The 14,424-nt window shown below is 71.4% G+C and carries 14 protein-coding genes; 3 read left to right on the forward strand and 11 right to left on the reverse strand.

All coding sequences use genetic code 11. The features are described from left to right. Nucleotides 1-40: 40 nt before the first annotated feature. From VMD91_17585 to VMD91_17605, 5 genes are read right to left on the reverse strand one after another with little or no spacing between them, the layout of a single operon-like run. A complete protein-coding gene (locus VMD91_17585; GenBank protein ID HTW85886.1) occupies nt 41-937 on the reverse strand; it encodes a 2-dehydropantoate 2-reductase in 897 nt (298 codons plus the stop codon). 10 nt (nt 938-947) lie between these two features. After that, nucleotides 948-1,409 carry a GNAT family N-acetyltransferase gene (locus VMD91_17590; protein HTW85887.1) on the reverse strand — a complete coding sequence of 154 codons (462 nt, stop codon included), beginning with the start codon at nt 1,407-1,409 and terminating at the stop codon, nt 948-950. Beyond that, nucleotides 1,406-2,209, reverse strand: a complete 804-nt coding sequence (locus VMD91_17595; GenBank protein HTW85888.1) for an enoyl-CoA hydratase-related protein — start codon at nt 2,207-2,209, stop codon at nt 1,406-1,408. Before VMD91_17595 ends, VMD91_17590 begins: the two co-directional genes overlap by 4 nt. Next, entirely contained in the window at nt 2,194-2,946 is a 753-nt protein-coding gene (locus tag VMD91_17600) for an enoyl-CoA hydratase-related protein (protein HTW85889.1), read from the reverse strand. The genes VMD91_17595 and VMD91_17600 overlap by 16 nt, the downstream gene beginning before the upstream one ends. Then, complete coding sequence (locus VMD91_17605; GenBank protein ID HTW85890.1) at nt 2,943-4,217, reverse strand: phenylacetate--CoA ligase; 1,275 nt, start codon at nt 4,215-4,217, stop codon at nt 2,943-2,945. The genes VMD91_17600 and VMD91_17605 overlap by 4 nt, the downstream gene beginning before the upstream one ends. Nucleotides 4,218-4,339: 122 nt before the next feature. Here VMD91_17605 and VMD91_17610 point away from each other — a divergent pair, with 122 nt between their 5' ends. Then, entirely contained in the window at nt 4,340-5,377 is a 1,038-nt protein-coding gene (locus VMD91_17610; protein ID HTW85891.1) for a methyl-accepting chemotaxis protein, read from the forward strand. Between the two features lies 1 nt (nt 5,378). On the opposite strand, the gene VMD91_17615 is transcribed toward VMD91_17610, so the two are convergent. Genes VMD91_17615 through VMD91_17635 form a run of 5 tightly spaced genes read right to left on the reverse strand, consistent with a single transcriptional unit; the run spans nt 5,379 to nt 10,300 of the window. Next, nucleotides 5,379-6,224, reverse strand: coding sequence for a LysR family transcriptional regulator (locus VMD91_17615; protein ID HTW85892.1), 846 nt, complete (start codon nt 6,222-6,224; stop codon nt 5,379-5,381). Between the two features lie 9 nt (nt 6,225-6,233). Beyond that, on the reverse strand, nt 6,234-7,232 hold the full coding sequence (locus VMD91_17620) for a polyprenyl synthetase family protein (protein HTW85893.1): 999 nt from the start codon (nt 7,230-7,232) through the stop codon (nt 6,234-6,236). Continuing rightward, complete coding sequence (hpnH, locus tag VMD91_17625; GenBank protein HTW85894.1) at nt 7,232-8,251, reverse strand: adenosyl-hopene transferase HpnH; 1,020 nt, start codon at nt 8,249-8,251, stop codon at nt 7,232-7,234. Before hpnH ends, VMD91_17620 begins: the two co-directional genes overlap by 1 nt. Next, nucleotides 8,251-9,255 (reverse strand): hopanoid-associated sugar epimerase, encoded by a 1,005-nt coding sequence (hpnA, locus tag VMD91_17630; protein ID HTW85895.1) that lies wholly within the window; start codon nt 9,253-9,255, stop codon nt 8,251-8,253. Before hpnA ends, hpnH begins: the two co-directional genes overlap by 1 nt. Nucleotides 9,256-9,259: 4 nt before the next feature. Continuing rightward, complete coding sequence (locus VMD91_17635; GenBank protein ID HTW85896.1) at nt 9,260-10,300, reverse strand: squalene/phytoene synthase family protein; 1,041 nt, start codon at nt 10,298-10,300, stop codon at nt 9,260-9,262. A 146-nt stretch (nt 10,301-10,446) separates the two neighbouring features. On the opposite strand from VMD91_17635, the gene VMD91_17640 reads away from it, so the two are divergent. After that, entirely contained in the window at nt 10,447-11,322 is an 876-nt protein-coding gene (locus VMD91_17640) for a hypothetical protein (protein HTW85897.1), read from the forward strand. Here the strand turns inward: VMD91_17640 and shc are convergent. Then, complete coding sequence (gene shc, locus VMD91_17645; GenBank protein HTW85898.1) at nt 11,283-13,250, reverse strand: squalene--hopene cyclase; 1,968 nt, start codon at nt 13,248-13,250, stop codon at nt 11,283-11,285. The genes VMD91_17640 and shc overlap by 40 nt on opposite strands. On the opposite strand from shc, the gene VMD91_17650 reads away from it, so the two are divergent. Then, complete coding sequence (locus VMD91_17650; GenBank protein ID HTW85899.1) at nt 13,240-14,418, forward strand: glycosyltransferase; 1,179 nt, start codon at nt 13,240-13,242, stop codon at nt 14,416-14,418. The two genes, shc and VMD91_17650, sit on opposite strands and share 11 nt — an antisense overlap. Nucleotides 14,419-14,424: the final 6 nt, after the last annotated feature.

A 14,424-nucleotide genomic window follows, 5' to 3' on the forward strand; every position in this document is an offset into this window, starting at 1 on the left:
GATGAGCGCTTCGCCATCGCCGGCTGGGCCCCGCCCGAGGTCAGCGACCGGAGCGCGCCCGGACCAGCCGCAGGACCGTTCGCGTGGCCGGCACCGGGATGCCGTGGGTGGCGGCGCGTCGGACGATCGCGCCGCTGATCGCGTCGATCTCGGTGCGGCGGCCGGCGTCGAGGTCTTGGAGCATCGAGTTGCGGTTGGCGGCGGTGGCGCGCGCCGTGGCCTCGACCAGCGGCCACGCGTCGCGGACGGCAGAGCCTTCGGCTGCCGCGACGCTCGCGGCCTCGTCGGCGAGGGCCGTGCCGAGCGCGCGCAGGTCCGGGTCGTCGGCGATCGCGCCGTTCGGGCGGCCGGTCAGCGCGCCGAGCGGATTGATCGCCGCGTTGACGACGAGCTTCTTCCAGAGGACGGCCTGCACGTCGTCGACGACTCGCGCCGCCAGCCCGGCGCCGGTGAACGCGTCGACCAGCGCGCCCGCCGAGGTCCCCGGCGGATCGACGCGGCCGAACAGCGTTTCGCCGCGTCCGACCGGGCGCACGCGGTTGGCGCCGCGGCCGATCGCGCCTTGCGTCGTCGAGCCGGCCGCAAGACGCGCCCGCCCGCCGAGCGCTACGGTCGCGTCGGCCATGAAATCGATGCCGTTCTGCACCGAGGCGACCAGCAGATCAGGCGTCAGCGCCGCGCGCAAGGTCGTCAACGCGTCGCGGGTCGCGTACGCTTTGACGGCGACGATCCACGCCGCGCGGTCGCCGAGCTCGCACGGATCGACGGTGGCGCGCACGGGGACGGCGTGTCCGCCCGCGTCGGTCTCGACGATGACGCCGTCGCGATTGACGGCGTCCGCGACGTCCGACCGGCGAGCGAGGACGATGACGTCGTGTACCGGCGCGAGGGCTGCGGCGAACGTGAGGCCGAGCGCGCCCGCGCCGATGATACCGATGCGCGCGGCCCTACTCCTCGAAGTAGAGCTTCATCTCGTCGAGCGGCGTGAAACCCATCGACACGTAGAGCGGCTTCGCGTCGTCGGACGAGTGCAGCGTGAGCCGGCGCAGCGGGTAGGCGCGCGCGTGCTCCACCATGACGTCCATCAGCGCGCGGGCGATGCCGCGGCGGCGCCAGCTCGGCTCGACCCACACGCTGTGCACGCGCCCGTCGTGCTCGGCGGCCGAGTCGGGGCCCGGCACGGCCGGCGCGATCAGCAGCCACGCGCTGGCGACCGGTGCGGTGTCCTCTTCGGCGATCCACGCCACGAGTCGCCCGTCGGTCAGGGCTCCGACGAGCCAACGCCGCCAGACCCCGACGTGCGGATGGTCCTCGGTGTCGAACTCGCCGACCTCGACCCACACCCGCGCGCGATGGCGCGCGAGCAGCGCCGCGTCGGACGGCGTCGCGCGACGGATCGTGGACGTCACCTGCCGGTGTAGACCGGCGCGCGCTTTTCGCGGAACGCCGCGACGCCTTCGACGGCGTCCTGCGATGCGCCGGCGACGGCCTGCATCTCGGCCTCGTACGCGAGCGCCGCGGCGACCTCGCCGAGTCCGTTGCGCACCAGCTCGCGCTTGGCCAGACCGAGCCCGCGCGGTCCGCGCGCGAGCGCGACGGCCAGCGCGTGCGCTTCCGCGACGCAACGCTCGGCCGGGACGACCTTCGTGCACAGGCCGAGCGCATCGGCCTGCGCGGCGTCGATCTTCTCGGAGAGCAAGCACAGCTCGACCGCTTTGCCGTAGCCGATCATGCGCGGCAAGAGGTACGAGACGCTGCTGTCGGGGACCAGGCCGATCTTCACGAAGGCGGTCGTGAACGACGCCGTCTCGGCGACGATACGGAAGTCGCAGGCCAGCGCGATGCCGAATCCGGCGCCGGCGGCGACCCCGTTGACGGCGGCGACGACCGGCTTCTCGATCCCCAGCAGGCCCAGGATGAGCGGATTGTAGCGCTCGCGCACGGCCGTCGCGACGTCCATGGTGCCGTCGGGGCCGGCGAGCGCCGGATCGTCGAGCGCCTGGCCCGCGCAGAACGCCTTGCCCGCGCCGGTCAGCACCAGCGCGCGCACGGCTGGGTCGCGGTCGAGGCCGCGCAGTGTGCCGTGCAGCGAGCGCACCAGCGCGCCGGTCAGCGCGTTGTACGCTTGCGGGCGCGCGAACGTGACCGTCGCGACGCCGTCGTCGATGGTGACCGTATGCTCGACCGCCTCGCTCATCGTCCCTGCCATGTCGGCCTCCGCTTGTTGAGGAACGCGTCGATCCCTTCGTGCGCGTCCTCGGATTTCAAGAGCTCGTAAAAGGCACGCCGCTCGTCGAGCAGCGCGGTGTGGAGCGGGTCTTCGAACGCGCGCGAGACGGCGCGCTTGGCGACCCGCACCGCGTGCGGCGCTTGGCGCGCGAGCGCACCGGCCAGCTCGAGCGCGACCGGCAGCACCCGTTCGGTCGGCACGCAGCGGTTCGCCAGACCGTGCAGCTCGGCGGTGCGCCCGTCGATCTCGCGGCCGAGCAGCACCATCTCGGTGGCCAGCGCCTTGCCGACCGCGCGCGTCAGCCGCTGCGTTCCCCCCGCGCCCGGCATGACGCCGAGCAGAATCTCCGGCTGCCCGAGGCGCGCGTCCTCCGCGACGACGAGCAGATCGCACGACATCGCCAGCTCGAGCCCGCCGCCGAACGCGACGCCGCGCACGGCGCCGACGATCGGGAGCTGCGTCGCCCACAGCCGGTCCCACGTTTCGAGCTCGGGGCCCGCGGTGAGGAACTCGGCGACGTCGCCGCCGGCGGCGAACGCGCGCTCGTCGCCGGTCAGCACGATCGCGCGCGTCGTGCCGTCGGCGTCGCAGGCCTCGAACACCTCGGCCAGCTCCGCGAGCAGCGCGTTCGAGAGCGCGTTGAGCACGCGCGGACGCGCCAAGCGCACGAGGGCGACGCCCGCTTGCGGTCGCTCGACGATCAGGTTCTCGCTCACAAGCTCCTCCGGTCGTACACGCGTTTTGCTTTGCCGGCCTCGATCCGCTCGATCGTTCCCGGAACGAGGACGGACGTCTGCAGCGAGACCAGCAGCGTCTCCGCGAGCCGATCGTTCACCGCGCGCGCGAGCGCGGCGACGTCGACGCCCGCGTCGGGCTGATGCTCGACCTCGATGGTCAGCTGGTCGAGTCCGCCGGCCGGCCGGTCGACGAGGATACGATAGTTGGCCGACAGCTCCGGGAAGCGCAGCAGCACTTCTTCGATCGCCGAGGGAAAGACGTTGACACCGCGGATGATCAGCATGTCGTCCACCCGTCCGGTGAACCAGTCGATGCGTGCCGTCGTGCGCCCGCAGCTGCAGCGTTCGCGCACCATCGACGTCAGGTCGCGCGTCCGGTACCGCAGCACCGGCATCGCTTGGCGCGTCAGCGTCGTCAGCACCAGCTCGCCGCGCTCGCCGTCCGGCAGCGGCCGGCCGGTTTCCGGATCGACGATCTCGGCGAGGAAGTGATCCTCTTGGACGTGCATGCCGTTCTTGGCGGTGCACTCCTGCGCGACGCCGGGCCCGATGATCTCGGTCAGGCCGTAGATGTTGGTGCAGGTGACGCCGAGCAGCTCTTCGAGCTCCGCGCGCATCTCGCGCGTCCACGTCTCGGCGCCGCAGATCGCGTAGCGCAGCGAGCGCGGACGTTTGCCGTCGGCGCGCAGCCGTTCGCCGATCACCATCGCGTACGACGGCGTCGCGCCGAATCCGACCACCGGCAGATCGCACAGCAGTTGCAGCTGGCGCGCGGTGTTGCCGCTCGAAGCCGGGATGACGCACGCGCCGAGCGTCTCGCACCCGCCGTGCGCGCCCAGACCGCCGGTGAAGAGCCCGTAACCCCACATGACCTGGAACATGTCGCCCGGCTCGATCCCGCCGGCGGCCAAACTGCGCGCGACGACCTCGCGGAAGATGCGCTCGTCCTCACGCGTGTAGGCGCCCACGGTCGGATTCCCGGTCGTTCCGCTGGAGGCGTGGATGCGCGTCAGCTCGCGCTCGGGGACGGCGAGCAGCCCCAGCGGATAGGCGTCGCGCATGTCGGCCTTGGTGCTGAACGGCAGTGACGGCAGGTCGCCCAGCCCGGCCGGGTCGGGAACGCCACGCAACCGCGGCCGGTAGACGTCGTTCGCGTCGCGCAGCCGGCCGACCAGGTCGCGCAGTCGTTCGGCCTGCAGCGCCTCGAGCGCATGCCGCTCCAGCGTCTCGTACTCCGGCTGAAAGATCATCGGCAGGGTCTACGCGGCGAGACCCGGCGGACCCCGTCTCGCCATCAGGCCAACGGGACCCCGGTGGCGGCCGCGAAGGGCGGCTCGAACACGCCCCGCTCCAAAGGACGGGCCACTTTCGCATGGCTGACCCCGAACGCATCGTCACGCTCTCGAAGTCCGTCTCGTCGCTGGCGGGCCGCAAGATCGCGCAAATCGCCAACATCACCGCCGAGACCAACGTGCTCGCGCTCAACGCCTCGATCGAGGCGGCGCGCGCGGGGGCCGCGGGCCGTGGCTTCAGCGTCGTCGCCCGCGCGGTCCGCACGCTGTCCGACCGAATCACCGACATTTCGCGCGACCTCAACAGCGAGCTGGCCGGCGCGATCGCGGAGCTGACCGATTTGGGCGAAGTGATCGTGCGCGAGATGCGCGGCGAACGGCTGGCCGATCTGGCCGGCACCATGATCGATCTGATCGACCGTAACCTCTACGAGCGCTCGTGCGACGTCCGCTGGTGGGCAACGGACGCGGCCGTCGTCGACGTGCTCGAACACGCGTCCGATGAGAGCGTGCGTCACGCGGCGCACCGGCTGGGGGTGATCCTGGCGAGTTACACCGTCTACCTGGATCTGTGGGTCGCCGACGCGAACGGGCGCGTCGTCGCCAACGGGCGGCCGGACCGCTACCCGAACGTGCGCGGCACCGACGTCTCGCGCGAGCGCTGGTTCCAGGACGCGATGGCAACCGTCGACGGGACGCAGTTCGCGGCACACGACGTCGCGGTGAAGCCGCAGCTCGGGAACGCGCAGGTCGCCACCTACGCGACCGCCGTGCGCGCGGGCGGCGCCACGCACGGCGCCGCGATCGGGGCGCTCGGGATCTTCTTCGACTGGCAGCCGCAGGCGGCCGCGATCGTGCGCGGCGTGCGCTTCGAGGACGACGACCGGCGACGTACGCGCTGCCTGCTCGTCGACGCGTCGCATCGCGTCATCGCCGCGTCGGACGACGTCGGCCTGCTGAGCGAGCGCGTCGCGCTCGAAACCGGCGGCGAGGAGCGCGGCTACTACACGACCAGCGGCGGCGATCAGATCGGCTTCGCGCGCACGCAGGGGTACGAGACGTATCGCGGCTTGGGCTGGTACGGCGTGGTCGTGCAGCGCACGCCGGGCAGCGCCTAGCTCAGCCGCAGAGGTCGGCGATGACGGGCTTGTAGGCGTGCGCGCTGGCGAGGAAGGCGACCAGGGCCGGGCTCTTCGCGGCGCGGCGTGAGACCAGGCCGAAGCGCTGGCGCACGGCCGGCACGTCGAACGGGACGGCCTCGAGTGAGCCGGCGTCGAGCTCGGGCTTGACGGCCCAGCGGGGAAGGAACGCGGTGCCGGCGCCGTCGGCCACCAGGCGCTTGAGCAGCGCGACGTCGTTGCTGGTCACCGCGATCGGGACGGCGGCCTGCGCGAGCGCGCGCTGCAGCTCGGGCGAGCCGTCCCAGACGAGAACGCGATCGCCGCGCGCGCCGGGCAGCGCCACCGCGATCAGCTCGGTGTGGCCGAGCTGGTCGACGTCGAGATCGTCGGCGTCGGCCGGCAGCGTGACGAACGCGGCGTCGGCGGCGTCATCGCGCACGGCGGCGAGCGCGGCGGCGCGCCCGATCCCCGAGCGCATCGCCAGCTCGACGTCGGGATAGCTGCGGGCGAAGCGTTCGTACAAGCCGACGTACAGGAACGAGGAGGCGACGGTCTCGGCCACGATGCGCAGCCGGCCCGCCAGCGTGCGCGGCGCGTCGAGCAGGTCGCGCACGCCGTCGACCAGCGAGACGACCTCGCGAGCGCGCGGCAGCAGCGTCGTGCCGGCTTCGGTCAGCTCGACCGCGCCGCGCTCGCGCACGAACAGCGCCGTGCCGAGCAGCGTCTCGAGCGACCGGATCTGTTGGCTGACTGCCGATTGCGTGAGGAACAGCTCGTCGGCCGCCAGGGTGAAGCTGCGATGCTTGGCGACCGCGAGGAACGCGCGCAGGGTGCGCAGCTCCACGTGTCGCGATCAGACGCTGCGGCGGGCGGTGGCGTCGAAGATCGCGGCGAGCTTGCCGTCGCGGTCGAGGTCGTGACGCGCGGCGAGCGCGTTCGCCTCGTCGATCGCTTTCGCGCACGCCTCGTCGGCCGCGCGCTGCGCGCCCAGTCGTTCGAGCGCGGCGATGACGCGTTCGGCGGTCGCGTCGTCGAGCGGCGCGTTCGACGCGTACGCATCGGCGACGGTCGCGCGGTCGGGCGACGCCGAACCGTCGAGCGCCCAGGCGACCGGGAACGACCATTTGCGGCGGCGGATGTCGGCCCCGCTGGGCTTCCCGGTCTCCGCCGTCGCGCCCCAGGTGCCCAGGATGTCGTCGCGGATCTGGAACGCCAGGCCGTAGGCGCGGCCGACGTTACCGTAGGCCGCCGCCCGTTCCGCGTCGCAGCGGGCCGCCAAGGCGCCCAGCTCGCACGACGCGCCGAACAGCGCCGCGGTCTTGCCTTCGATCATGCGCTGGTACTCGTCGAACGAGACCGTCGCGGCGCGCTCGAAGCTGATGTCGTACGCCTGTCCCTGGCACATGCGAAAGTGCGCGCGGTACAAGCAGCGCGCCATCGCGACGACGCTCTCCGCCGGCAGTCGCGCCGAACCGTCGATCAGCGTCAGGTAGCTGAGCGCGCAGAGCGCGTTGCCGGCTTCGAGCGCGGCCGGAATCCCGTACCGCGACCACAGTGTCGGCCGTCCGTGCCGCAGCTCGTCGCGGTCCTCGATGTCGTCGTGGACCAGCGAGAAGTTGTGCAGCAGCTCCAGCGCCGCGGCCGCGCCGAACGCGTCCTCCGCCGGCGCGCCCTCCGTCTGCGCGACGGCGACCAGGATGCGCGGGCGCAACCGCTTGCCGCGCTTGGCGCTCGGGTCATCGAGGGCGAAGTGCTCGCGGATCAGGGCCCGGTTCGGCGAGCTGGCGTCCAGACGGTCCAGTGCGCCTTCGAGGTAGCCCTCGAAGGCGTCGAAAGGAGCTTCGGCCAGCACTACCGCGCGACGAAGCTCTTGACCGACGCGATGATGCTCGCCGGACGCATGTGATCGGCGGCGGCGGTCGCCTCGAAGCCGGAATGGACCATGCAGTCCTCGCACTTCGGGTTGCCGCTGCCGTGGCCGTACTTGTCCCACTCGGTCTCCTCGAGCAGCTCCTTGTACGACTTGGCGTAGCCCTCGCCGAGCAGATAGCACGGCTTCTGCCAGCCGAAGAGACTGTACGAGGGCATGCCCCACGGCGTGCAGTCGTAGTCTTTCTCGCCGGTCAGGAAGTCGAGGAAGAACGGGCTGGCGTTGAATTGCCATTTCTTCTCGCCGCGCTTCATCGGCGCGAAGATCTCGCGGAACAGCGAGCGCGTCTGCTCTTTGGCCAGGAAGTGATCCTGGTCGGGCGCCTTCTCGTAGCGATAGCCGGGCGAGATCATCATGCCGTCGACCTTGAGGTCGTCGGTGAGGAAGTCGAAGAAATCCTGGAACGTCTTCGGATCGGCGCCGTCGAAGATCGTCGTGTTGGTCGTGACGCGGAAGCCGCGCGCTTTCGCCGCGCGGATCGCCTTGACGGCGACCTCGTAGATCCCTTCGCGCGCGACGGCGTGGTCGTGCACGTCCTTGGGACCGTCGAGATGGACGCTGAACGAGAAGTAGGGCGAGGGCGTGAACTTGTCCAGGCTCTGCTCGAGGCGAATCGCGTTGGTGCAGAGATAGACGAACTTCTTGCGCTCGATCAGCCCCTTGACGATGACGTCGATCTGCGGGTGCAGCAGCGGCTCGCCGCCGGGGATCGAGACGACCGGCGCGCCGCACTCGTCGACCGCCGCGAAGCAGTCTTCGGGGGAGAGGTGCCGGCGCAGGACCTCGACCGGGTGCTGAATCTTGCCGCAGCCGCTGCACGCCAGGTTGCACCGGAAGAGCGGTTCGAGCATCAGGACCAGCGGGTAGCGTTTGCGCCCCGCGAGCCGCTGGCGCAGCACGTACGTGCCGACCGACACCGCTTGCTTGACCGAGATCGCCATCAATTCTCCACAGGGCGGCTGCCGGGATCGGCGTAGCCGTAGGTACGGAACCACGTGACCGCAGCCGCGAGCGCTTCGGTTACGCTGCCGGGCCGAAACCCGAGCTCACGCTCTGCTTTCGCGGCGACGTACCACATCCGCTGCTTGGCCATCCGTACGCTCTCGACCGAAACGTCCGGCCGCACGCCCAGCGGCGCCAGCAGGGTCTCGCCGACCGCCGCGTAGGCCAGCGGAATCCAGCGCGGCAGCCGCACCCGCGGGGCCGGCCGGCCCGCCAGCGGCGCCAGGCGCTCGAGCAGCGCGCGTAAGGTCAGGTTCTCGCCGCCCAGGATGTAGCGCTCGCCGGTCCGGCCCTGCCGATAGGCGGCGATGTGGCCGGCGGCGACGGCGCGCACGTCGACGACGTTCAGTCCGGTGTCGACGTAGGCCGGCATCTGGCCGCGCAGGAAGCGCACGACGATCTCGCCGGTCGGGGTCGGCTTGGCGTCCCAGGGACCGATCGGCGTCGTCGGGTTGACCAAGACGACGTCCTGGCCGCCGGCAACCGCCCGATCGACCTCCTCTTCGGCCAGCCGCTTGGACTTCTTGTAGGCGCCGATCAGCGCGGCGGTCGGGCTGCGGTAGGTCTCGTCGGCCGGCCGCCCGTCCGCTCGCACGCCCAGTGCCGCGACCGAGCTGGTGTGGACGACCCGCGGGACGCCGGCGGCGCGGGCCGCGGCCAGGACGTTGCGCGTCCCCTCGACGTTGGCCCGCAGCAGCGCCGCGCGGTCGCGGCGCCACAGGCTGTACAGCGCGGCGACGTGGAAGACCGCGTCGCTGCCGCGCATCGCCGCGACGAGGTCGGGCGCGAACAGGTCGCCGGGAACGCGCGCGACCTCCAAGCCGTCGAGCGAGGGTGCGGCCCCGCGCACGAGCGCCCGGACCTGCCAGCCGTCGTCGAGCAGCGCGCGCACCAGGTTCGCCCCGACGAAGCCGGAGCCGCCGGTGACGAAGGCCGTCGGCACGCGCTCAGGCGCCGAAGGTGAAGGGACGTTTGCGAACGCGGTCGGCGAGCCAGCGCAGCGTCGGGTTCGTCAACGTCGAGGTCGTCGCGGCCAGCACGACCGCGCGCACTTCGGCGCGCCCGATCTTCACCGCGCCGCCGGGGACCAGCATCTCATCGGTCCGCTCGAGCTCCCGCATCGTCGCGATCGCGAACAGGATCGGCAGCACGCAGAACAGGCGAATCCGCATCGCGGCCGCCGGGATCGCCTCGATGTAGCGCAGCGCGCGTTCGATGTCGTCTTGCGCCAGGGTCATCAGCGGCGCCAGCGCGGTTCGGTTGGCCGCGCGCAGCGCGGGTTCCAGCAGCCGGTCGTGGGCGCTGCCGGCGGCGGCCAGCGCGTCAGCCGGGACGTAGATCGCGTTCTCGTGCTCGGCGTCCCACGCGATGTCTTTGAGGATGTTGACCGTCTGGAGCGCCTCGCCGAACGCTTCGCAATCGTCGAGCAGCCGCGCGTAGGTCCGTTCGCCGATCAGGATCGAGTGCTCGTGCCACAGCTCGGTGAGCAGATGCCCGACCGTGCCCGCCACGTAGTAGCAGTACTCCTGGAACTCGGCCGTCGTGCGGATGCGGATGCCGTTCGGCTGCGCGATCACGAACGAGCGCATCCCGCGCACCATCTCGCCGACCCAGCGGTGCAGGATCGCGCGGGTCGGCGGGTCGAGCGCGCGGTAGAGCATGAAGACGCGTCCGGTGGCGGCGACCAGGTCGAGGTACTCGGCGTTCGAGGTCAGCTCGGGGACGACGTTGCCGAACGAATCGGCGGCCTCGACCTCGTCGAAGCACGTCAGGAAGGTGGCGAGCAGCTCCGCCTTGCGGGTCGCGCTCAGGGCCAGGTCGTCCTCGATCGTATCGGCGATCCGGCACAGCAAATAGCCCAAACGCACCGGTGCCTCGAGCCGGGCCGGCAGCAGCTTGATGCCCAGCGCGAAGGTCCGCGAGACCCGCGGCAGCAGCAGGCGCGATTCCCGAACAGCCTCGTCGACCGACGTCTCCTGCGCCACCATGGGCGTGCCAACACCTCCCCAGCTCATGCCGTATGGGTCCACACGGCATCGTATGTCCGATGGATACCCGCTCCGGGTTCCATCGCCGGGAGCCGCGTCCTTCGAAAAGGCAGGAACCACCTCGTCCCCGTGGCGGAAAATATGGCATGCGACCCGGAACGCTTGCCCACCGCGATCTCTTCTGCCGCACGTTCGTCGAGACGCACGTCGCCTTCGAACCCGCCGAATTGCCCTGGCCGGTCCTCGATCCCACGCTGCTCGCGCGCGTCCGATCGTTCCCGTTCTGGAACATCGCGCGTTCGATCGAACAGCGCGCCGGCCGAATGGTCAGCGCTTTCGCGCAAACGCTCGACGACCCCGTCATCGCCGACGCAGTCGCCTTGCAGGGCGTCGAGGAGACACGGCACGGCCGGTTGATGGACCACGTCTGCGAGCGCTACGGCATCGACGCGCCGGTATTGGCGATCCCCGACGCCCCGGCGACGCGGGACGACTTCTGTGAGTTCGGTTTCGGCGAATGTCGGGATTCGTTCATTGGCTTCGGCGCGCTCGCGATCGCGCGCGAGCGCCAGCTCTTCCCCACCCCGTTGCTGGCGATCTTCGATCAAGTGCTGTGGGAAGAGGCGCGCCACATCATGTTCTTCGTGAACTGGTGGGGCTACGAAGAAGCGCGCGCCGGCCGCGGCGGTTGGATTCCCCGGACGCTCGCCGCGCTGGGTCACCACGCCGCCGCGCTCGCCGGGACCGTCAAGAGCGCGTCCGAACAGCCGACCGGCGAGCTCGACCTGAGCGCCGCCGGCGACATGCTCGACGGCGTGACGCCGGTGACGTTCCTCGAAGCGGCGTTGGCCGAGAACCGCCGCCACATGAGCAAGTTCGATCCGCACCTGCTGCGCCCGCGGCTGGTGCCCGTGCTGGCCACGGCCGCGCTGACGGCGATCCGGTTGTTGCCGCCGCGCAGCGACGCAGCCGTGAGCGTCGATCACCCCGCGCTCGCGCTGCGCGCGCGCAACGCGGCGTAGCGGCCCAGCGCCGTGAGCGGGAAGTGCAGCCGGTAGTAGTGGTAGTTGAGGTAGAAGTGAACCGGGAAACCGGTGCCGGTGAACTCGGGCTCGTCCCAATTTCCGTCGGCGCGCTGCGTCGCTAGCAGATACGCGACGCCGCGCTCGACGGCCGGCATGAACGCGTCGGCGATGGTGGGCAAGCGTTCGACGCAGGCCAGCAGCGCGATCAGTGCCCAGCCGGTCTGGCTGGCCGTGCTCGGCCCGATCCCGCGCAGCGCGGGCTGCTTATAGGAATCGGTCGTCTCGCCCCATCCGCCGTCGGCGTTCTGCACGCTCTTGAGCCAGACCGCACCGCGCACGACCGCCGCGTCGACGCGGGGATCGCCGACGTTGGTGCGCTCGAGCGCGGCCAACGCGTTGCTGGTGCCGTAGACGTAGTTGACGCCCCAGCGGCCGAACCACGCGCCGTCGCGTTCCTGCTCGGCCAACAGATACGCGAGCGCGCGCGGCGCGCGATCGTCGCGCAACCGCAGGTCGCCGCGCCAGAGCATCTCGAGCACGCGCGCCGTCACGTCGGCCGTCGGCGGATCGATCGATGCTTTGAGGTCGCTGTAGGCGACGCGGTTGAGCCACGCCTTGTCGTTGTCGACGTCGAACGCGCCCCAGCCGCCGCCGCGGCACTGCATCCCGGCGATCCATGCGGTCGCCTTCTCCATCGCGCCGCGCACGCGCGCCGCGTCGGGGTGTTCGGCGGCGGCCAGCGCCATCACGACGACGGCGGTGTCGTCGACGTCGGGATACCAGGCGTTCTCGAACTCGAACGCCCAGCCGCCCGGCTTCCCGTCGCGGTTCTTGACCGCCCAATCGCCGTAGCGCGCGACGATCTGCTTCTCGAGCAGCCATTCGACGGCGCGCACCAAGCGCGGATCGTCGCGCCGCACGCCGGCGTCGACGAGCGCGCGCACCGCCAGGCCCGTGTCCCATACCGGCGAGATGCACGGCTGCACGCGGTACGCGCCGTTCTCGGTGACGGTGAAGCCGTCGATCGCGGCCCAGCCGCGCTGCACGACGGGGTCGTGCAGGTCGTACCCGATGGCGCGCAGTCCGAGCATCGCGTTGAGCATGGCGGGAATGATCCCGCCCCAGTCGCCGGTGTGCTCTTGGCGTTCGACCGTCCAGCGCTCGGCGCGGCGCAGCCCTTCCGCGCGAAACGGAATCGCGTCGAGCCGCTCGCACTGCTTGAAGAGCGCGTCGATCCGGTTGAAGAAGCGCTCCCAGTCGTCCTTCGGCGGCGGCAGCGCGAAGCGCGCGTTCTCGTAGCCTTCGGCGTAGAGCTCGTCCACGCGCAGCACCGGGCCGTAGACGGGTTTGCGGTCGAACAGCAGGATCAGCGGCACCGTGCTGCCGCGCGCCCAGCTCGAGAGATCGTAGATCGAGAACGGGCCGCGCTCGGGCAGCATCATCAGCCACGGGGGCAGCGCCGGCAGGCCGGCCCAGTCGTACGCGCCGATGAGGGCGAGGTGCATCTTGGTGAAGATGCGTGTCTGGGTGACGCCGCCGCGCGCGAGGATGTACGCCCGCGCGCGCACGAGCGCCGGATCGTCGACCGGCACGTCCAGCATGCGCAGCGCGAGATACGCCTCGACGGTGACGCTCAGCTCGCCGCCGTCACCGTAGGCCAGCTCCCAGCCGCCGTGCTCGCGCTGCTCGCCGCGGAAATACGCTTCGGCGCGCGCGCGCGGCACCCGATCGAAGGTGCCCCAGACGTGGTGCAGCAGCAGCACTTCCGCCGTGATGGTGACGTTGGACTGCAGCTCGGCCCACCAGTAGCCGTCGGCGTGTTGCAAACGGAACAACGCGCCAACCGCGCGTGCGATCGCGTCGTCGAGTGGAGGGGCGGGTTCGTCCTCGCGCGGCTGCGAAAGGGCGGTGTGAATGCTGCTCAACGGTGTACGAATCTGTGCTTGGGTTGCTGCTGCGGTGTGGGTCGGACTGATCGCCGGACGGGGCCGGTTTTGGGACGCGAGTGCCGACGGCCTTCGTGACCCCGCGCCGGGCGAGCCCGCGCCGGACGTGCACGCGGTCGTTCCGGCCCGCGACGAGGCGGACGTCGTCGCGCGCACGCTCTCCTCGCTCTTGACCCAAGACTATCCCGGACGGCTGCACGTCACGCTCGTCGACGATCGTTCGAGCGATGGGACCGCGGCGATCGCGCGCGAGACGATCGCGTCGGCGGGCGCAGCGGGGCGCGCCGCCGTGGTGACGGGACGGCCGCGGCCGGAAGGCTGGACCGGCAAGGTGTGGGCGCTGAGCGAAGGCGTCGCCGCCGCGCGCGCGGACGGTACGCCGCCGGCCTACTGGTGGTTCTCGGACGCCGACGTCGAGCACGATCCGCGGACGCTCGGGCGACTGGTCGCGACCGCGCGCGCCGAGCAGCGCGCGCTGGTATCCCAGATGGTCGCGCTGCACTGCCGCTCCGGCTGGGAGCGCCTGCTGATCCCCGCTTTCGTGTTCTGGTTTCGCATGCTCTACCCGTTCGCGTGGGTCGCCGACGACCGGCGCGCGACCGCGGGTGCCGCCGGCGGCTGCGTGTTGCTCGCCGACGAAGCGCTGCGCGCGATCGGCGGCGTCGAACGCATTCGCGGCGAGCTGATCGACGACTGTTCGCTGGCGCGTGCGGTGAAGGACGCCGGTTTCGGGCTGCACCTCGAGCTGACGACGCGCTCGCGCAGCGTGCGCCCCTACGCCGGCCTCGAGACGATCTGGAAGATGGTCGCGCGCACCGCGTACACGCAACTCGGCTACTCGCCCCTGCGGCTCGCGGGCACGCTGGCCGGGATGGCGTTGCTCTATGGTATACCAGTCGCCGCGACCGTCGCCGGAGCGGTCACGCGCCGCGCCGACATCGCCCTTCCCGGCGCGTTCGGCTGGGCCTTGCTGGCGGGCGCGTACGTTCCCACCCTGCGGTTGTATCGCGTTCCCGCGCTCGCCGCGCTCGCGCTGCCGGCCGCCGCGGCGCTCTACACCGCGATGACGGTCGACTCCGCGCGCCGGCACCACGCCGGCCGCGGCGGCAGCTGGAAAGGCCGCGACTTCACGCCCGCGCGGAGCTGACGCGCC

This window comes from Candidatus Sulfotelmatobacter sp., from assembly GCA_035504415.1.
Classification (GTDB): Bacteria; Vulcanimicrobiota; Vulcanimicrobiia; order Vulcanimicrobiales; family Vulcanimicrobiaceae; genus Vulcanimicrobium.

Bases quoted from the DNA above. Each gene is read 5' to 3' on its own strand.
- VMD91_17595 (HTW85888.1), bottom strand. From the start codon at position 2,209: ATGGCAGGGACGATGAGCGAGGCGGTCGAGCATACGGTCACCATCGAC.
- VMD91_17605 (HTW85890.1), bottom strand. From the start codon at position 4,217: ATGATCTTTCAGCCGGAGTACGAGACGCTGGAGCGGCATGCGCTCGAG.
- VMD91_17610 (HTW85891.1), top strand. From the start codon at position 4,340: ATGGCTGACCCCGAACGCATCGTCACGCTCTCGAAGTCCGTCTCGTCG.
- hpnH (HTW85894.1), bottom strand. From the start codon at position 8,251: ATGGCGATCTCGGTCAAGCAAGCGGTGTCGGTCGGCACGTACGTGCTG.
- VMD91_17635 (HTW85896.1), bottom strand. From the start codon at position 10,300: ATGGTGGCGCAGGAGACGTCGGTCGACGAGGCTGTTCGGGAATCGCGC.
- VMD91_17640 (HTW85897.1), top strand. From the start codon at position 10,447: ATGCGACCCGGAACGCTTGCCCACCGCGATCTCTTCTGCCGCACGTTC.
- VMD91_17650 (HTW85899.1), top strand. From the start codon at position 13,240: ATGCTGCTCAACGGTGTACGAATCTGTGCTTGGGTTGCTGCTGCGGTG.